General features: G+C 69.0%; 16 protein-coding genes and 1 tRNA gene. 15 read left to right on the top strand and 2 right to left on the bottom strand.

All coding sequences use genetic code 11. The features are described from left to right. Positions 1 to 56: 56 nt before the first annotated feature. Positions 57 to 1277 (bottom strand): threonine ammonia-lyase, encoded by a 1221-nt coding sequence (gene ilvA, locus H6A07_RS00905; RefSeq protein ID WP_204812433.1) that lies wholly within the window; start codon positions 1275 to 1277, stop codon positions 57 to 59. 96 nt (positions 1278 to 1373) lie between these two features. On the opposite strand from ilvA, the gene H6A07_RS00900 reads away from it, so the two are divergent. After that, entirely contained in the window at positions 1374 to 2186 is an 813-nt protein-coding gene (locus H6A07_RS00900; protein ID WP_204812432.1) for an ABC transporter ATP-binding protein, read from the top strand. A gap of 157 nt (positions 2187 to 2343) precedes the next feature. On the opposite strand, the gene H6A07_RS00895 is transcribed toward H6A07_RS00900, so the two are convergent. After that, positions 2344 to 2419: transfer RNA gene (locus H6A07_RS00895), tRNA-Ala, on the bottom strand. 362 nt (positions 2420 to 2781) lie between these two features. On the opposite strand from H6A07_RS00895, the gene H6A07_RS00890 reads away from it, so the two are divergent. From H6A07_RS00890 to H6A07_RS00825, 14 genes are all read left to right on the top strand, one after another. Continuing rightward, complete coding sequence (locus tag H6A07_RS00890; protein WP_204812431.1) at positions 2782 to 3981, top strand: glycosyltransferase family 4 protein; 1200 nt, start codon at positions 2782 to 2784, stop codon at positions 3979 to 3981. 6 nt (positions 3982 to 3987) lie between these two features. Continuing rightward, positions 3988 to 4956 (top strand): 4Fe-4S cluster-binding domain-containing protein, encoded by a 969-nt coding sequence (locus tag H6A07_RS00885; RefSeq protein WP_204812430.1) that lies wholly within the window; start codon positions 3988 to 3990, stop codon positions 4954 to 4956. A gap of 35 nt (positions 4957 to 4991) precedes the next feature. After that, positions 4992 to 5303, top strand: a complete 312-nt coding sequence (locus H6A07_RS00880) for a hypothetical protein (protein WP_204812428.1) — start codon at positions 4992 to 4994, stop codon at positions 5301 to 5303. Positions 5304 to 5312: 9 nt separating this feature from the next. Continuing rightward, positions 5313 to 6803: a nicotinate phosphoribosyltransferase gene (locus tag H6A07_RS00875; RefSeq protein WP_204812425.1), complete on the top strand. Its 1491-nt coding sequence runs from the start codon at positions 5313 to 5315 to the stop codon at positions 6801 to 6803. A 72-nt stretch (positions 6804 to 6875) separates the two neighbouring features. Beyond that, complete coding sequence (locus H6A07_RS00870) at positions 6876 to 8720, top strand: arginine--tRNA ligase (RefSeq protein WP_204812423.1); 1845 nt, start codon at positions 6876 to 6878, stop codon at positions 8718 to 8720. A 154-nt stretch (positions 8721 to 8874) separates the two neighbouring features. Further along, positions 8875 to 9552 (top strand): MarR family transcriptional regulator, encoded by a 678-nt coding sequence (locus H6A07_RS00865; protein WP_204812421.1) that lies wholly within the window; start codon positions 8875 to 8877, stop codon positions 9550 to 9552. 218 nt (positions 9553 to 9770) lie between these two features. Then, positions 9771 to 11690 (top strand): transcription termination factor Rho, encoded by a 1920-nt coding sequence (rho, locus tag H6A07_RS00860; RefSeq protein ID WP_204812419.1) that lies wholly within the window; start codon positions 9771 to 9773, stop codon positions 11688 to 11690. A 230-nt stretch (positions 11691 to 11920) separates the two neighbouring features. Further along, positions 11921 to 13027 carry a hypothetical protein gene (locus H6A07_RS00855; RefSeq protein WP_204812417.1) on the top strand — a complete coding sequence of 369 codons (1107 nt, stop codon included), beginning with the start codon at positions 11921 to 11923 and terminating at the stop codon, positions 13025 to 13027. Next, positions 13028 to 13498, top strand: a complete 471-nt coding sequence (locus H6A07_RS00850; RefSeq protein ID WP_204812415.1) for a VanZ family protein — start codon at positions 13028 to 13030, stop codon at positions 13496 to 13498. A gap of 113 nt (positions 13499 to 13611) precedes the next feature. After that, positions 13612 to 14805 carry an ABC transporter substrate-binding protein gene (locus tag H6A07_RS00845; protein ID WP_204812413.1) on the top strand — a complete coding sequence of 398 codons (1194 nt, stop codon included), beginning with the start codon at positions 13612 to 13614 and terminating at the stop codon, positions 14803 to 14805. A gap of 99 nt (positions 14806 to 14904) precedes the next feature. After that, on the top strand, positions 14905 to 15777 hold the full coding sequence (locus H6A07_RS00840) for a branched-chain amino acid ABC transporter permease (protein ID WP_204812411.1): 873 nt from the start codon (positions 14905 to 14907) through the stop codon (positions 15775 to 15777). An 11-nt stretch (positions 15778 to 15788) separates the two neighbouring features. Next, positions 15789 to 16952 (top strand): branched-chain amino acid ABC transporter permease, encoded by a 1164-nt coding sequence (locus H6A07_RS00835; RefSeq protein ID WP_204812409.1) that lies wholly within the window; start codon positions 15789 to 15791, stop codon positions 16950 to 16952. Continuing rightward, a complete protein-coding gene (locus H6A07_RS00830) occupies positions 16939 to 17799 on the top strand; it encodes an ABC transporter ATP-binding protein (protein ID WP_204812407.1) in 861 nt (286 codons plus the stop codon). Before H6A07_RS00835 ends, H6A07_RS00830 begins: the two co-directional genes overlap by 14 nt. Next, entirely contained in the window at positions 17800 to 18507 is a 708-nt protein-coding gene (locus H6A07_RS00825) for an ABC transporter ATP-binding protein (protein WP_204812406.1), read from the top strand. Positions 18508 to 18661: the final 154 nt, after the last annotated feature.

The following is an 18661-nucleotide window of genomic DNA, read 5'->3' as shown; positions in this document are numbered from 1 at the left end:
GGCTATCGAGATGCCAGGTGGAGTGCGGACCCAAGAGCGCCGCTGCCCCCGTTGCCTCACAGCGAGGTCTGCACCAGGGTGGGCGAGAAGCCCGCCGCCTCGAGGGCGTCCACGATCTGGGCCTTGTGGTCGGTGCCGAAGGCCTCGATCGTCACGCGCAGCTCCACGGCGGCGTTGCGGTTGGTGCTCACGAACTGGTTGTGCTCCAGCTTGATCACGTTGCCGTTCTTCTCGGCGATGACCTGCGCCACGCGCACGAGCATGCCCGGGCGGTCGGGGAGCAGCACGCTCACCGTGAAGATGCGGTCGCGCATGATGAGGCCGTGCTGCACCACCGAGCTCATCGTGATGACGTCCATGTTGCCGCCGGAGAGGATCGAGACCACGCGCTTGTTCTCGGCCGGCAGGTGCTTGAGGGCGGCCACGGTGAGCAGGCCCGAGTTCTCCACGACCATCTTGTGGTTCTCCACCATGTCGAGGAAGGCCACCACGAGCTCGTCGTCCGGCACGCAGACGACGTCGTCGAGGTTCTCCTGCAGGTACGGGAAGACCTTGTCGCCCACCTCGAGGACCGCCGTGCCGTCGGCGATCGTGTTGGCGCTCGGCAGCTTCACGGGATGGCCCGCCTCGAGGGCCGCCGTGAGCGAGGCCGCGCCCTTGGGCTCCACGCCGATCACGCGGATCTTGGGGTTGTAGAGCTTGGCGAAGGTCGCCACGCCGCAGGCCAGACCGCCCCCGCCCACCGGCACGAGGATCGTGTCCACGAGCGGCAGCTCCTGCACGACCTCCATCGCGATCGTGCCCTGGCCGGTGGAGACGCACGGGTCGTTGAACGGGTGGATGAACGTGTAGCCTTCCCGCTCGGCCAGGCGCAGCGCCTCCTCGCAGGCCTCGTCGTAGACGTCGCCGTGCAGCACGACCTCGGCGCCGTAGCCCTTGGTGCGCTCCACCTTGATGAGCGGGGTGGTCTCGGGCATCACCACGATCGAGCGGGCCCCGGCGCGCGTGGCGGCAAAGGCCACGCCCTGCGCGTGGTTGCCGGCGCTCGCGGTGATGATGCCGCGCGAGAGCTCCTCGGGAGAGAGGGTGGAGATCTTGTAGTAGGCGCCGCGCACCTTGTAGGCGCCCGTGCGCTGCATGTTCTCGGGCTTGAGCCAGACGCGGTTGCCCGTCTGCGCGGAGAAGTGCGGGCTCTCCACGAGCTTGGTCTCGAGCGTGACCTCGCGGACCTTCTCGGAGGCCTCCTCGAACGCCTCGAGCGTGAGCATCTCTGCCATGTGCAACTCCTTTGTGACGGCCGTCCGCGCCCAGGCGCGATTTACCTATAGTAATCCTTGCGACGCCGACGGGCGCCGCCGGACGAAGGGAGCCCCATGAGCGACAGCGACACCGAGCAGCCGACCCCGCTCTTCCAGATCCACGACGCGAGCGTGGTGCGCGGCGGCAAGACCATCCTGCACGTCTCGGACTTCTCGCTCGCGGAGGGCGAGCACGTGGCGCTCCTGGGCCCCAACGGCGCGGGCAAGTCCACGTTCATCCAGCTGCTCACGCGCGAGGTCTTCCCCCTCTGGCGCGAGGAGCCGCCGGTGCGCTTTCGCGGCCAGGCGCGCCCGCAGCTCGCCGACATCAAGCGCACGCTCGGCATCGTGAGCTCCACGATGCACGACCAGGTGCGCGTCCACCTGCCGGTGATCGACATCGTGGTGGGCGGCCTCTTCGGCACGCTCGGGGTGCCGCTGCGCGGCGAGGTGAGCGCCCAGGACCGCGCGCTCGCCACCGACGCCCTCGAGCGCCTGGGCATCGCCGAGCTCGCGGGCCGCGACGTGATGACGCTCTCCACCGGGCAGGTGCGCCGCGTGCTCGTGGCGCGCGAGCTGGTGCGCGACCCACAGGTGCTGATCTTCGACGAGCCGTGCACGGGCCTCGACCCGGAGGGCATGTACCACGTGCGCAGGACCATGGGCACGCTCGCCGCCGAGGGCCGCTCGGTGGTCCTGGTGACGCACTACCCCGAGGACATCATCCCGGAGATCGGTCGCGTGCTGCTCATCAAGGACGCCGAGGTCTTCGCTGACGGCGCCAAGACGGACCTGCTCACGAGTGAGGTCATGAGCGGGCTCTTTGACGTGCCGCTCGTGGTGGGGGAGTCGGACGGCTGGTACTCGCTGCGCGGCGCGTACGCGTGAGGCGTGCCGTCGCCAGCGGCCAGCCAAAAATAACGTACATAATTCGACATGTACGTTATTTTTACCTGCAGATATAGAAAGCGGTGCTTGATTCTGCACGTTAACGCCGGCACGAAAAAGGGCGGACGTCGAGAAGGACGCCCGCCCGTCACGTTCATGGTGGAGACGAGGGGATTCGAACCCCCGGCCTCTGCCTTGCGAAGGCAGCGCTCTCCCAGCTGAGCTACGTCCCCGTGCAGTGCGGTGGATATTGTGGCAGCGCCGACGAGGCGTGTCAAGCAGAAATCCTCCGCGACGGAACGTGGAAAAGGGACGGTCCCCTTTCCACATAAAAAGCCGTCCCCTGCGGTGCGTCAATGAACCCACCTCTCAGAAGGTGGGTGTCCCCATCGCGCGTTCCGGCTTTCCCAGCAACGGGGAATCTCCGTACTGAACACGAGATATCGGACTCCCAAGTAACGCTTGTCGGTTCACCCAGTTAGCCCGCAGGGGAACGACAGCTCAACTATAGGTCTGTGGACGAGAAATACCAGTCTTGACTTGTGTGGCGCACTCGGCAAAAGTGGGTGTGTACGTGCGTCTGGCGGAAGGGAGCATGGTGGTTCCGAACGGGGTTCCCTACCTCTGTCTCTTCTGCGCGGCGCTGCTCGTCTCGATGGCCACCACGCCGATCGCCCGCCGCATCGCCGTCCGCGTGGGCGCCGTCGACTACCCCAACGCCCGCCGCATCAACAAGACCCCGATCCCGCGCATGGGCGGCATCGCCATCTTCTGCGGGATCGTCGCCGCCTTCGTGGTCCAGTACCTTGGGACCACGTATCTGGGCTGGCCGGTCGTGCTCGTGCCCTCGCCGCGCCTCGCGGTCAACTACTGGCTGCTCGTGCTCGCCTTCGTCATCATCTTCACCACCGGCGTCCTCGACGACTGCCTCTCCCTGAGCCCGCTCAAGAAGCTCGCCGGGCAGACGCTCGCGGCGGTGGTCGCCGTGGCCGGCGGCCTGGTGATCGGCGACATCTCCAACCCCCTGGGCGGCGGCTTCGTCAGCCTCGGCTGGCTCGCCTATCCCGTCACGGTGGTCTACCTCGTCGCCTACACGAACATCATCAACCTGATCGACGGGCTCGACGGCCTGGCGGCCGGCATCTCCGCGCTCGCGAGCCTCACGATGTTCGCGCTCTCCGTCCTGGCGGGCCGTCTCGACGCGGCGGCGCTCTCCATCGCCGTGGCGGGCTCGGCGCTCGGCTTCCTCCGCTACAACTTCAACCCCGCGTCCATCTTCATGGGGGACTCCGGCGCGCTCACGCTCGGCTTCGCGCTCGGGTCGGTCTCCCTGCTCTCGGTGACGCGCTTCGCCGGCCTCACGACGATCATCGTCCCGCTCGTGATCGCCGCCGTGCCGATCATCGACACCTTCTCCGCCATCGTGCGGCGCCTGCGCGGGCACACCGGCATCAGCCGCGCCGACCGCGGCCACATCCACCACCGCCTGCTGGCGGAGGGCTTCGACCAGCGCCAGGCGGTCCTGCTCGTCTACGGGTGGACCGCGCTGCTGTGCGTGGGGTCGCTCGTCATGACGCAGGTCGACACCATCCCCCGGATCGTCATCTTCGTCCTGCTCCTGGTGGTGTCGTTCGCCTTCGCCCATCACCTGCACCTGTTCGACCCCGTGCTGCTGCACCACTACGACCCCAAGACGGGCGAGGACGAGCTCGTCACGCCCGCGGACGCCGCCTTCGAGGAGGAGGCCGAGCGCCTGCGCGAGCACGGCCCCCTCCACCGTCGGGGCAGGCGGTAGGGCGACATGGCGCCCGCGCTGACGCATGCCGCCTACGAGGCGTGCGAGCTCTGCCCGCGTCGCTGCGGCGCGCGCCGCGCCGAGGGGCGGCCGGGGCTCTGCGGCATGAGCTCCGAGCTCAGGATCGCGAGAAGCGCGCTGCACCTGTGGGAGGAGCCCCCGATCTCCGGCGAGGCGGGCTCGGGCGCCGTCTTCTTCTCCGGCTGCCCGCTGCGCTGCGTCTTCTGCCAGAACCACGAGATCTCGAGCGAGGGCTTCGGCCTGCCGGTCACGACGGCGCGCCTGGCCGAGATGTTGCTCGAGCTGCAGGGCCAGGGCGCCCTCAACGTCAACCTCGTCACGCCGCTCCACTTCGCGCCGCACGTCTGCGAGGCCGTCTCGATGGCGCGCGCGGCGGGCCTCACCCTGCCGATCGTCTGCAACACGTCCGGCTACGAGCGCGTCGAGGTGGTCCGCGCGCTCGCGGGCGTCGTGGACGTCTGGCTCACCGACTTCAAGTACGCGAGCGGGACGCTCGCCGGCGAGCTCTCGGCGGCCCCGGACTACCCGGAGGTGGCGGCCGCCGCGCTGGCGGCGATGGTCGAGTCCGTCCGGGCGGCGGGCGGGCGCCTTCTCGCCGAGGACGGCGCGATGCGGCGCGGCGTCATCGTGCGCCACCTCGTGCTGCCCTCCCACGCGGACGACTCCTGCGCGGTGCTCGACCGCGTGTGGGAGATCGCCGGCAACGAGGTCGACCTCTCGGTCATGAACCAGTACACGCCCAACGAGGCCTGCCGCCGCGCCGGCGGGGCCCTCTCCCGCGCCGTCTCGGACGAGGAGTACGAGATCGTGCTCTGCCACGCGGACGACCTCGGGTTCGAGCGGATCTGGTGGCAGGAGGGGGGCACGGTCTCGGAGAGCTTCGTGCCCGCCTTCGACGCCACGGGCGTGGAGGGCCCCGAGCTCGCGTGCCCCGCTGGCCCGCAAGCGCTATAACTATGGGGACTGCCGACCCGACGGACGGAGGAGACATGGCGGACAACTCTGGCCTCACCGACCAGGAGCGCGCCGAGCTCGAGGAGCTGCGCGCCGAGAAGGCCGCGCGCCAGCAGGCCGAGAAGGACGCCGCCGAGCGCGCCGAGCTGGAGCGCCTGCGCGCGCAGCGCGCCGAGAGCGAGGCGGCCCGCGCCGCCGAGGCCCGTGACGCGGCGGCACGCGAGCGCGGCCGCAAGCTGATGCAGCCCGACGAGGACGACCTCCGCATGCCCCTGGGACAGAAGATCGTCATTCTCGCCGTCGTGGGCGTCGCCGCCATCTGGCTCGCCGTCACCGTTCTCGGATAGGAGCGCGTCATGTCCCTCACCGATCGCACCAAGCCGACCGACGTCTGCCTCAACACCGACCTCTACGAGCTCACCATGGCCCAAGGGTTCTGGGAGGCAGGGCTCGTCGACGCCCAGGCGTGCTTCAACGCGTTCTTCCGCGACTGCCCGTTCGAGGGCGGCTACGCGGTGTGCTGCGGCACGGGGCAGATCGCCGACCTCGTGGAGAACTTCGTCTTCGAGGACGACGACATCGCCTACCTCGCGAGCATCCAGGCGCCCGGCGGCGGCCCGATGTTCAAGCCCGCCTTCCTGGAGTACCTGCGCGACCACCACCTCGACCTCACGATCCACGCCGTCCCCGAGGGGCAGGTCGTCTTTGGGCGCGAGCCGCTGGTGCGCGTCGAGGGCCCCGTCATCGACTGCCAGCTCATCGAGACGGCCCTGCTCAACCTCGTGAACTTCCAGACGCTCGTGGCCACCAAGACCGCCCGCGTCGTGCGCGCCGCCGAGGGCCACCCGGTCTCCGACTTCGGCCTGCGCCGCGCCCAGGGCCCCGACGGCGGCCTCGCCGTGGCGCGCGCCTCCTACATCGCTGGCGCGTCCTCCACGTCCAACGTGCTCGCGGGCAAGATCTACGGCATCCCGGTCTTTGGCACGCACGCCCACTCCTGGGTCATGGCGTTCCCGAGCGAGCTCGAGGCCTTCCGCGCCTTCGCCAAGTCGAGCCCCAAGAACTGCGTGCTGCTGCTCGATACCTATGACGTCCACCAGGGCATCGCCAACGCCATCACCGTCGCCAAGGAGATGGAGGCCGCCGGCGAGCGCCTCTCCGCCGTGCGCCTGGACTCCGGCGACCTCGCCCGTCTCTCCAAGGAGGCGCGCGCCGCCTTCGACGAGGCCGGCCTCCCGTACGTCAAGATCTCGGTCTCCAACGACCTCGACGAGTACACGATCCAGTCGCTCTTCGCCCAGGGCGCACCGATCGACTCCTTCGGCGTGGGCACCAAGCTCGCCACCTGCGACCCGCAGCCCTCGCTCGGCGGCGTTTACAAGCTCTCCGCCGTGCGGCGCGGCCCCAATGACCCGTGGGCGCCGGTAATCAAGCTCTCCGAGCAGTCCTACAAGCGCACCATCCCCGGCATCCAGCACGTCCTGCGCTACTACGACCAGGCCGGGCGCCCGACGGCGGACATGCTCGTCGTGGACGAGGCCGCCCGCGGGGGCGTCGCCCGGGAGATGGTCGACATCGTCGACCCCTATCTCGTGCACCGCCTCTCCGGCGAGCCGGAGGAGCTGCTCGTGAGGATGGTCGAGCACGGCGCGCGCTGCGGCGAGCCGGAGGGCATCGAGGCGGCCCGCGAGCGCTGTCGTGAGGCGCTCATGCGCCTCGACCCGGCGGTCGCGCGCTTCCTCAACCCGCAGACCTACCCCGTGGGCCTGGAGGAGGGCCTGGCCGAGCTGCGCAGCCGCCTCGCCCGCGAGGAGCGCGCGGAGTCCGGTCGCCCCACGGCGCAGTAGCGCGCCTGGCGCCCGCTCTCCCGAGTCTGCTACACTGGGCCGGTTGCAACGAGCCTTTGAACAGGAGACAAGATGCCCGAGAAGATCGAGGAACTCGTACGCGCCGCCATCGCCGCCGCCCAGTCGGCCGGCGAGCTGCCGGAGTTTGACGTTGAGGACCTCGGGCTCGAGCGCCCGGCCGACCCGACGAACGGCGACTGGAGCTCCACCGTGGCCATGCGCTCGGCCAAGCTCGCCCGCCGCGCGCCGCGCCAGATTGCCGATGCCATCGTCTCCCACATCCCCGCTGACCCCTCGATCGAGCGCGTCGAGGTCGCCGGCCCCGGCTTCATCAACTTCTACCTGGCGACCGCCTCGGCCAACGAGGTCTTCCGCACCGTCCGCGAGCGCGGCCGCGACTTCGCGCGCTCGGAGATGGGCGCGGGCGAGAAGGTCCAGGTCGAGTTCGTCTCGGCCAACCCCGTGGGACCGCTGCACGTCGGCCATGGGCGCTGGGCCGCGCTCGGCGACTCGCTCTGCCGCGTCCTGGAGCTCGCGGGCTATGACGTGGAGCGCGAGTACTACATCAACGACCACGGCTCCCAGATGGACGTCTTCGGCCACTCGGTCTCGATGCGCTACCGGCAGCTTCTCGAGGTGATGGGCGAGCGCGGCTGCGACCTCGACGCGGCCCGCGCGGCGCTGCTCGCCGACCGCGAGGCCTTCGTCGCGGACGAGAACGACGAGCGCCCGGAGACCCACCCGCTCACGGACGCCTTCAACGAGGCCCTCGGCGGCAACGCCTACGGCGGCGACTACATCGTGGACATCGCGGTGCGCTTCCTGCGCGAGGACGGCGAGAGGTGGGCGGACGCGTCCGAGGACGAGCGCATGGCGGAGTTCCGCGAGCGCGGCTACCGCTGGATGCTCGACTCTATCCGCGACACCTGCCACGAGGCGCGCTGCGACTTTGACGTCTGGTTCTCCGAGCGCAGCCTCTACGTCAAGGACGAGACCGGCACCTCCGCCGTGGACCGCGCCCTCGCCGCGCTCGACGAGCTGGGCCACCTCTACCGCGACGAGGCGGGCGCGCTGTGGTTCCGCTCCACCACCTTCGGGGACGACAAGGACCGCGTGCTGATCAAGACCAACGGCGAGTACACCTACTTCGCCTCCGACGTCGCCTACCACTGGAATAAGTTCCAGCGCGTGGACCACGTGATCGACATCTGGGGCGCCGACCACCACGGCTACATCCAGCGCGTGCAGTCCGCCTGCGAGGCGCTCGGCTACCCCACGCAGTTCGAGGTTCTTCTCGGCCAGCTGGTGAACCTGCTGCGCGACGGCCAGCCGGTGCGCATGTCCAAGCGCAAGGGCACGATGGTCACCTTTGACGAGCTGCTCGCCGAGGTGGGCGCCGACGCAACGCGCTACACGCTGATCTCCAAGTCCTCCAACCAGATGATCGACTTCGACATCGAGCGCGTGAAGCGCCAGGACAACACCAACCCGGTCTACTACGTGCAGTACGCGCACGCGCGCATCTGCTCGATCCTGCGCCGCGGCGCGGGCGTCACCGTGGAGGAGGCCGCCGAGCTGGGCATGGACGAGGTCGCGCGCCGCGCGGTGGGGGAGACCTACGACCTGGGCCTGCTCGCCGAGCCGGCCGAGGCGGCGCTCGCCCGCAAGATCGCCGAGCTGCCGGGCCTCGTGGAGAGCTGCGCGCGCGACCGGGCGCCGTTCCGCCTCACGCACTACGCCGAGGAGCTGGCCGCGGAGTTCCACTCGTTCTACGCCGCCTGCCAGGTCCTTCCCGGCACTGGCCGGCCGCTCGACGAGGGCCTCTCCCACGCGCGCCTGGCCGCCTGCGACGCCACGCGGCGCGTGCTCGCGCTCACGCTCGAGCTCGTGGGGGTGTCCGCGCCGCAGAGCATGTAGGGGCGCGTCTCTGTCGGTTTTATAAAAGATGTGATTGCGCTATCGTGGGAACGATTTCCTCCGCTATACTCCGCTCATCGGCGCGACTGGTCCGGAGGGGTCCGTGGCCTGCGCTTCGTTGACACTATCGGTTCCGTGAAGCAGGGGGCGCAACTTGGACCTCAAGGAGTACATGTCCGTTCGCAGGGCGTATAACGTCGTACGTCAGATGGTCGGGTCCGAGGAGCGCCTCACCTTCGAGGAGTTCGCGATCATCTGCCACCTCTGCGACGCCCCGGAGCCGCTCAAGACCTCCGCGATCGCCGAGTACCAGGGCGCGCTGCGACCCACGATGACGCACCGCACAAACCACCTCGAGGGGCTCGGGCTAATCGAGCGCAGCGAGGGCTCGAGCGACCGCCGCAACGTCGTCTGCTCGGTCTCCGAGCGGGGCCGCGAGCGCGCCTTCGAGCTCGCCCGCATGACCTGCGAGCAGATCCCCAACGGGCACGCCCTCTCGCGTACGACGCCCCAGCGCCTCCTCAAGTACGTGGACGCGATGGGCGCCTTCTTCTGCAAGGCGGGCGACCTCGTCCTTCTCGGCCTGCGCTCGCTCGAGGGCGAGCAGGTCACCATCATGCGGCTCGTCGACGTCCTGGGGCTCCTGCAGCCCACGGTCTCGATGTCCGTCGCGACCCTCGCGGACCTCGGCCTGGTCTCCCGCGACCGCTCGGCCGCCGGCGCCCACACGACGAGCGTCCGCCTCACGCGAGAGGGGTCGCTCGCGGCCGACGAGCTCGTGAGGACCATCGACTCCCTCGTCGTGCGCCGCAAGCCGCGCGCCTCCGCCTAGCCTCAACCCCGCTCGGGACGCCCCGGGCGGGGTTCTTTCGTTTTTGACGGGGTCGTGCTATACTCTGCGCTGCTCAGGCGACCGAGGGCGTCGCCGAGAAACCCCGTACTTCTGCGAGCAGAGCTCGAACGCGCGTCGCGGCGACCAGGTCGCCCCGGCCGACCCCGCCGTGTCGGGGCGGCGCCGCGCGCACGCAACCAACGAGAGGTAGACAACACATGACGGATGACGTGACCCCCGCTTCCCCCGAGGCACCCGAGGCCGCCGCCGAGGCGCCCGTCCAGAAGCCCAGGCGGAAGCGGCGCACGAAGGCCGAGATGGAGGCCGCCCGCGCCGAGGAGGCAGCCGCCCGCGCGGCCGCCGAGGCGGCGGGCGAGCCGTGGCCGCCCAAGCGCCGTCGCGGCCGCCCGCGCAAGACCGAGCAGGTCGAGGCCGCCGAGTCGACCCCGTCCGCCGAGGCCGCGCAGCCCACGCCTGCCGGCACCGCCGACGCGACCGCATCCGTGTCCGCTGAGTCCGCGCCCGCCGAGGCCGCTCCCGAGGCCCCCAAGCGCCGTCGCGGCCGCCCGCGCAAGTCCGAGCAGACGGCGGCGACCGACGAGATGACCAAGATGACGAGCGACGCCACCGTGGCGAGCTCCGAGCCCACGGCCGCCCCCTCCCAGACGCTCGACGCCCCCGCCGAGCCCGGTGAGCCCGCCGCCCAGCAGGCCGAGGGGGGCCGCTCTTCCCGGCGCCACCGCCATCCGGGCGACCGCGCCGCCGCCCCGGCCGCGTCCGGCGCCCCCCAGAAGGGTCAGGGCCGCCGCCAGAACGGCCAGGGCCGCCGTCGCAACCGTCACCAGCAGAACGCCGTCTCCGAGCCCTCCGTCTCTCGCGAGGAGCTCGCGGCGATGAAGGTCGCGGAGCTGCGCGCCAAGGCGGCCGAGCTCGGCGTCGAGTACGCCGGCGTCCGCAAGGGCGACCTCGTCGAGGCCGTCTACGAGGCCGCCGCCCGCGCCGAGGGGTTCCGTCCCGTCGAGGGCGTCCTGGAGATCGGCAACGAGGGCTACGGCTGGATTCGCACCGGCAACTACATGGAGGGCGACGAGGACGCCTTCGTCCACCAGCAGCTCATTCGCTCGCTCGGCCTGCGTGCGGGCGACCTCGTCTCCGGTACCGTGGGTCCCGGCCGTGCGAACGGCAAGTACCCGCCGCTCCAGAGCGTGATCGCCGTGAACGGCCGGGCGCCCGAGGGCCTGAAGGCCCGCCCGCGCTTCCGCGACCTCACGCCCGTCTATCCCAACGAGCGCCTGTCCATGGAGTGCGGCAAGGAGTCCATCACCGGGCGCGCCATCGATCTGGTCTCGCCGATCGGCAAGGGCCAGCGCGGCCTCATCGTGAGCCCGCCCAAGGCCGGCAAGACCACGGTCCTCAAGAAGATCTGCCAGTCCATCGCCGCCAACAACCCCGAGGTGCATCTCTTCTGCCTGCTCGTGGACGAGCGCCCCGAGGAGGTCACGGACATGGAGCGCTCCATCAAGGGCGAGGTCGTGGCCTCGACCTTCGACATGCCGGCGGACAACCACACCCGCGTCTCCGAGCTCGTGATCGAGCGCGCCAAGCGCCTCGTGGAGCTCGGCGAGGACGTCGTGGTGGTGCTCGACTCCATCACGCGTCTCGCGCGCGCCTACAACCTCGCGCAGCCGGCGAGCGGTCGCATCCTCTCCGGCGGCGTGGACTCCGCCGCGCTCTACCCGCCCAAGAAGTTCCTCGGCGCCGCGCGCAACATCGAGAACGGCGGCTCGCTCACGATCATCGCCTCCGCGCTCGTGGACACGGGCTCCAAGATGGACGAGGTCATCTTCGAGGAGTTCAAGGGCACCGGCAACATGGAGCTCAAGCTCGACCGCGAGCTCGCCGACAAGCGCATCTTCCCGGCCATCGACCCGGTGGCGTCCGGCACGCGCAACGAGGACCTGCTCATCGAGCCGGACTACCAGCCGCTCGTCTGGGGCATCCGTCGCGTGCTCGCCAACATGAACAACGTGGAGCGCGCCGCCCGCGCGCTGGTGAACGGCCTCAAGGGGACCGAGAACAACCGGGAGTTCCTGATCAAGAGCGCCCGCAAGGCACAGCAGTCCGACTACATCGCCTAGCGACGAGGGGCGGGTCCGAGCACGCGGGCCCGCCCCTCAACTTTGCCGGAAAGACGCTTGCCTTTCTCGGGGGGCAGCGGGTATATTCAAGACTGTCCGAGCAATCGGGCAAGGTCACGGTACACACACCTGAAACGCAGCCTACGCCGTTGACGCATCCAGTGGTCCCCTTGGGGGCCGGTCTCTTGGTATAAGGCTCGTTTCTCCGTTTTCGGGAGGGCGAGAAGATCATGGGGGAGAGAAGGCACCCTGTCGTTGCCGCCGGGCTGCTCGGGGCGACGCCGCTCGCGCTCGCGCTTCCTGACGCCGCGCAGGGCCTCTCGCTCGTCCAGGTCGTCGACGACGCGTTCGTCTCGCCCTCCGCAGCACTGCTCGTCGGCGCCGTCGGCGGGGCCGCGCTCACCGGGGCCTCGGTCGCCGTCGTCTCGGCGGTCCGCCGCTCGCGCGCCCGCGCGCGCGAGGAGGCCCCCGCCCGACGCCCGCCGCGCCACCTGCGCGTCGCGGACGAGGCCCCGGCCGCCGAGGAGCGTCCCGCGCACGGGCCGAGCCATGCGGCGACCAGCTACGAGCAGATCGCCGAGAACTACGTCGGGCGCGCCACCTTCCGCGAGCGCATGGCCCGACGCGCCGAGGGCGTCGCCGCCACGCTGCGCGAGCGCATGGGCGCGAACATGATGGACGGCCTGCCGGTCATCGAGCGCGCCGACGGGTCGGTCGGCGACGTCGGCACCACCTGGTGGCGCGACGCGGTGGGCGCGGGCTCGATCATCCGCGACTCGGGCTTTGCCGCCGAGGCCGACTCGGCCATCCCCTCGGACTTCTCCGTCTCTGACCGCGACCGCCTGGTCGCCTCCGCCAGCGGGTGCCGCGCGAGCATCGCCGATCGCATCGCCTTCGTGGACGAGGGCGCCTATCCTGAGCGCAGGACCCTCGAGGACCTCGACGGCAACGACGCGTGGGAGCGGGCGCTGCGCTCGCTCGACGAGAAGATCGCGTCGGTCGCCCCGCCGCAGGACCCGATCGGCTTCATCGACAGCGTCGGCGGGCCCGACTCGCTCGACGAGCCGGACAACATGGAGCCCAACACCGCGTTCATCCCGTTCAAGACCCCGGGCGGCCACCCCGAGGTCGTGGACACGGAGACCTACGTCGACTACCTGATCGAGGACGAGTTCTCCAAGAACTCCTCGACGGCGGCCCGGCGGAGCTCCCGCCGCTTCCTGCGCCTGCTCGAGGGCGGCACCCAGCCCACCTCGCGCCACCTCGCCGACACGGCGGCGACGCGCCCGTCCTACGCGGGGAAGCACTTCTCCGTCCCGTGCGCCGCAGAGGCGTAGATGGGCCCCGGCTCGCACGACTCGGCGCGACGGCCCACGCTCGTCCGGTGGGTCGTCGCGTTCTGCTGCTGGGTCCTTCTCGTCTGGGGGCACTCGCTCGTCCAGGGCCCGCAGTCCTCGCTCGAGAGCGGGATGGTGGTCGCGCTCGTGCGGCCGCTCTTCGAGGCGCTGGGCGTGACCGACGTCGACCTCATGACGCTCATTGTGCGCAAGGGTGCGCACTTCTCCGAATACGCCGTGCTCGGCGTCCTCGCCTGGGGGCTCTTCTCGGCCCGTCTGCGGGAGCGGGGCCGCGCGCCCCTTCCCGCCGCGTACCTGATCGCCCTGGTGCCGGTCTGCGACGAGTGCCTCCAGCTCCTTGTCCCCGGCCGCTCGGGCCGGCCGACGGACGTCCTGATCGACCTCGCGGGCCTGTGCGCCGGCGTGCTTCTCGCCACGGCCGTCTCCGCGCTGCGGCGACACCGAATTTGACCATCTGGTTACAGCTTACTTAACAGTTTCTCCATATGCGTGACGTTATGTCGCTCTGGGGCTAGCCTAGGTCGCATCTCCCCGGCAGAGGGGAGCGACGGGAGGAGAAAGCTATGTTCGAGAACGTTTCCAGGCGTCAGTTCGTGACCGGCTCCGCGGCGGCTACCCTGGCCCTCGGCCTTGTGGGCTGCGGCGGCGGCAACGGGGGCGGCTCCAGCGACGGCGCCATCAAGGTCGGCATCATGGGCCCGCACACCGGCGACAACTCGTCCTACGGTCTCGCGTGCCTGAACGGTGCCCAGCTCTACTTCAAGCAGCTCAACGCTGACGGCGGCGTCAACGGCAAGCAGGTCGAGCCGGTCGTCTACGACGAGAAGGGCGACGCCACCGAGGCCGTCAACGCCTACAATCGTCTTGTCCAGGAGGACGGCGTGACCGGCATCGTCGGCGACGTCACCACCGGCCCGACCATTGCCGTCGCCAAGGCCTCCGTGGCCGACAACATGCCCTGCGTGACCCCGTCCGCCACGGCCGCCGACGTCGTCACCTACGGCTCCAACTACTTCCGCGCCTGCGTGACCGACCCCGAGCAGGGTCGCGTCATGGCCAACTTCGCCGCGGAGCAGGGCTACAAGAGCGTGGCCACGCTCTACCTCAACGGCTCCGACTACTCCGAGGGCGTCAACGCCGCCTTCTGCGAGGAGGCCGAGGCGCTCGGTATCGCCATTACCGCGCAGGAGTCCTATGCCGAGGGCGACGTCGACTTCAACTCCCAGCTCACCAACATTATCGGCACCAACCCCGACGCCATTCTCGTCCCCAACTACTACCAGGACGACGGCATGATCGTGAACCAGGCACGCGCCCAGGGCTACGACAAGGTCTTCCTCGGCGTCGACGGCTGGTCCGGAATCTACGGCGGCTCCGAGAACTACGCCGACGCCGCCAACCTCCACGACTGCTACTACTGCTGCGCCTTCAGCTCCTCCAACGAGTCCGAGACCGCGACGAAGTTCGTCGAGGACTACGAGGCCGAGTACGGCGAGACCCCCACGAACTTCTGCGCGCTCGGCTATGACGCCGCCATGGTTCTTGCGAACGGCCTCGCCGCCGCCGAGGAGGCTGGCCTCGAGCCCGGCTCCGAGGACTACAAGCAGGCCGTGATCGACGGCATCGCCGACGGCACCGTCGAGGGCGTCACGGGCTCCATCGCCTACGAGGGCACCGGCGACCCCGTCAAGTCCTCGCTGATCATTACCTTCGCCGAGGACGGCGCCGAGGAGACCTTCGAGGTTCTCGAGGCGTAAGTCTCGTCCTTCTCGCCCCATTCGGGGCAAGGCCGTGCGCCTTGCCCCGATTTTTGCTAGACGCGGTCTCTCCCGCGCAGATTTGAGAGGAGCTCTTCCTTGTTCATCACGCAGGTGCTCAACGGCCTGCAGCTCGGCAGCATCTACGCGCTCGTCGCCCTGGGCTATACGATGGTGTACGGCATCATCCTCCTGCTCAACTTTGCCCACGGTGACATCATCATGGTCGGCGCGTATGTGTCGTGGCTGGTCATGGCCCAGCTGGGGCTTCCCCCCGTGCTCGCGATCGTGCTGTCGGTCGCGGCGTGCACGCTCATGGGCGTGCTCATAGACAAGGTCGCCTACGCGCCCTTGCGCAACGCGCCGAGGCTCTCGATCCTCATTACCGCCATCGGCGTGTCGTACTTCCTCGAGAACGGCGCCCAGCTCGTCTTTGGCGCCGACGCCAAGGTGGTGCCGGCCTACACCGACCTCACGACGATCCAGCTCGGCGGCCTCTCGCTGTCGTTCCCGTCGGTGCTGACGGTCCTCGTGACCATCGCCGCCACGGTGGCGCTCACGCTCGTCGTGCAGAAGACCAAGCTGGGCAAGGCCATGCGCGCGGTCTCCGAGGACATGGGCGCGGCTCGTCTCATGGGTATAAACGTCAACTCCACGATTTCGTTCACCTTCGCCGTGGGCTCGGCGCTCGCGGGCATTGGTGCGGTCCTCTACGCCATGGCCTACACGCAGGTGAACCCGACGATGGGAATGATGCTTGGAACCAAGGCGTTCGTCGCGGCGGTCCTCGGCGGCATTGGCTCGATCCCCGGCGCCGTCGTGGGTGGCCTGCTCGTCGGCTTTGCCGAGGTCTTCGTGACCGCGATTGGCCTTTCCGTCTGGAAGGACGCGGTCGTGTTCCTACTGCTCATAATCGTCCTCGTCGTGCGCCCGACTGGTATCTTCGGCCGCACCATGAGCGAGAAGGTCTAGGGGGTGTGAGCATGAGACACGAAAAGACCGAGGATAAGCCCGTCATTTCCGCCAGCGCCTCCAAGGGCGACACCGGCGTGTACCGCCGCCTCCCAATGCCCGCGCGCTATGCGATTAACGCCGTCGTGGTGCTCGTCCTTCTCGTCCTGGGCGAGCTCATGATCGACGGCGGTGCGATCAACCGCTACCAGTCCACGGTGCTCGAGCAGGTGGGAATCTACATAATCCTCGCTGTCTCGCTGAACATTGCGACCGGCTACCTGGGCCAGCTGCCGCTCGGCCACGCCGGCTTCATGTCAATGGGCGCCTATGGCTGCTCGATCTTCATAATCCGCATGAGCGAGGTGCTCGGCGTCGGCGCGCGCGACTTCGTGACCGGCACGCCCATGGCGCTGGTCCTCGTGATCGGCGGCCTTGTCGTCGGCGGTTTGTGCGCGGCGGTGGCCGGCATCGTCATCGGCATTCCCGCCCTGCGTCTGAAGGGCGACTACCTCGCAATCATTACGCTTGCCTTTGCGGAGATCATTCGCGTCGTCATGCTCAACATTGACGACGTGCTGGGCTTTGAGCTCACGGGCGGCGCGGCCGGCCTCACGGGCATTCCGGGCTTCTCGAGCTTCCTGCTCGTGTTTGGCTGCGTCGCGGTGGTGTGCTTCCTGATCCACACCATGATGAAGTCCCGGCACGGCCGCGCGATCCTGGCGATTCGCGACAACGAGATCGCGGCCGAGGCCACGGGCGTCAACACCACGTACTACAAGACGCTCGCCTTCGTCGTGTCCGCGTTCTTTGCGGGCGTGGCCGGCGGCTTGTACGCGGGCTGCGTCGGCGTGCTGCAGCCGGCGGTCTTTGGCTTCATGAAGTCGATCGAGATCCTGGTCATGGTGGTCCTCGGTGGCATGGGCTCCATGCTCGGCTCTGCGCTCTCCGCCACGGTCCTCACGATCCTTCCCGAGGCGCTGCGCGCGTTCTCCGAGTACCGCATGATTGCCTACGCCGTGGTGCTGATCATAGTCATGATCTTCCGGCCGCAGGGTCTTCTCGGCTCCTACGACTTCTCGCTCTCCCGCGTGATCGAGCGCGTCATGAACCGGGACTTTCCTTGGAGAAAGCGTGACGACGCTCCCGCCGATGCGGCGGGGGAGAAGGAGGTGAGCGCCGATGCCGAGCGATAAGGGCACCAAGCGGCACCGTCCCGTCCTCGTGCAGGTCGAGACGCCCAACCTCATCCCCGAGCGCGACCTCGGCAGCATTCCCGTGCTGCAGGCCGAGCATCTGGGCATCGACTTCGGCGGCCTCACCGCCGTGGACGACTTCAACATCGCGATGGGCAGGACGGAGATCTCCGGCCTGATCGGTCCCAACGGCGCCGGCAAGACCACGATCTTCAACCTGCTCACCAACGTCTACAAGCCGACGCGCGGCACCGTGCTCATCGACGGCTACGACACGGCCGGCAAGTCCGTGGCCGAGGTCAACCGCATGGGCATCGCCCGCACGTTCCAGAACATCCGCCTGTTCTCGCAGATGACGGTCGAGCAGAACGTGCTCGTGGGCTTTGGCAACACGATGAAGACGCACCTGCTGACCGACATGCTGCGCCTGCCCGGCCACTGGAGGCAGGAGGCGGAGTTCCACGACCGCGCGCTCGAGCTGCTGGACATCTTCGATATGCGCAAGTACGCGGACACGCAGGCGGGAAACCTCCCGTACGGCGCCCAGCGCCGCCTGGAGATCCTGCGCGCGCTGGCCACGGGCCCGAAGGTGCTGCTGCTCGACGAGCCGGCGGCCGGTATGAACCCGGCCGAGACCGAGGAGCTGATGGAGAACATCCAGAAGATCCGCGACGAGTTCCAGATCGCCATCCTGCTGATCGAGCACGACATGTCGCTCGTCATGGGCGTGTGCGAGGTCGTGGGCGTGCTGGACTACGGCAAGATCATCGCCAAGGGCACGCCCGAGCAGATCCAGAACGACCCGCGCGTCATCGAGGCGTATCTCGGCAAGCAGGGGGTGAAGTAGATGGCCCTTCTCTCCGTACATGACCTGCACGTCTCCTACGGTGCGATCAAGGCGGTGCGCGGCATCTCCTTCGACATCAACGAGGGCGAGATCGTGACGCTGATCGGCGCCAACGGGGCGGGCAAGTCCACCACGCTCAACACCATCGCGGGCCTCATCAAGCCCGAGTCAGGCTCCGTCGAGCTCGAGGGCTCCTCGCTCGTGGGGCTGCGCGCCCACAAGATCGTCGAGCGCGGGCTTGCCCTGTGCCCCGAGGGACGGCGCGTCTTCACGCAGATGTCCGTGGCCGAGAACCTCGAGATGGGCGGCTACACCCGCTCCGACGCCGAGAACAAGGAGACGCTCGAGAAGGTCTACGCGCACTTCCCGCGCCTCAAGGAGCGCCGCAGCCAGGTGGCCGGCACCCTCTCCGGCGGCGAGCAGCAGATGCTGGCGATGGGCCGCGCCCTGATGAGCCGCCCGCGCCTGCTCATGCTCGACGAGCCCTCCATGGGCCTCGCGCCCATCCTGGTGGAGGAGATCTTCGCCATCGTGAAGCAGCTCAACGAGGCTGGGACCACGATCCTTCTGGTAGAGCAGAACGCCAACATGGCGCTCTCCATCGCGGACCGCGCCTACGTGCTGGAGATCGGCACGATCAAGAAGACCGGCACCGGCGCCGAGCTCCTCGTCGACGACGACGTGCGCAAGGCCTACCTCGGCGGCTAGCGTCGGGACACATACGGCGTCAGGCGGCGACGGACCTATCCTCCTCCCAGGTCCGTCGCCGTTTTTTTTTCTATGTCGAGGTTCTTCTCGCCTGCCGACGTCCTTCTCGCCTGTCCTGTCCCCCTCGCCACCTCCCCCTCTCGTTATCTGGGCA

The organism is Olsenella uli (genome assembly GCF_016899935.1).
Classification (GTDB): domain Bacteria; phylum Actinomycetota; class Coriobacteriia; order Coriobacteriales; family Atopobiaceae; genus Thermophilibacter; species Thermophilibacter uli_B.
The sequence above is the reverse complement of the archived record's forward strand: the minus strand, read 5'-3'. Positions and strand labels throughout refer to the sequence as shown.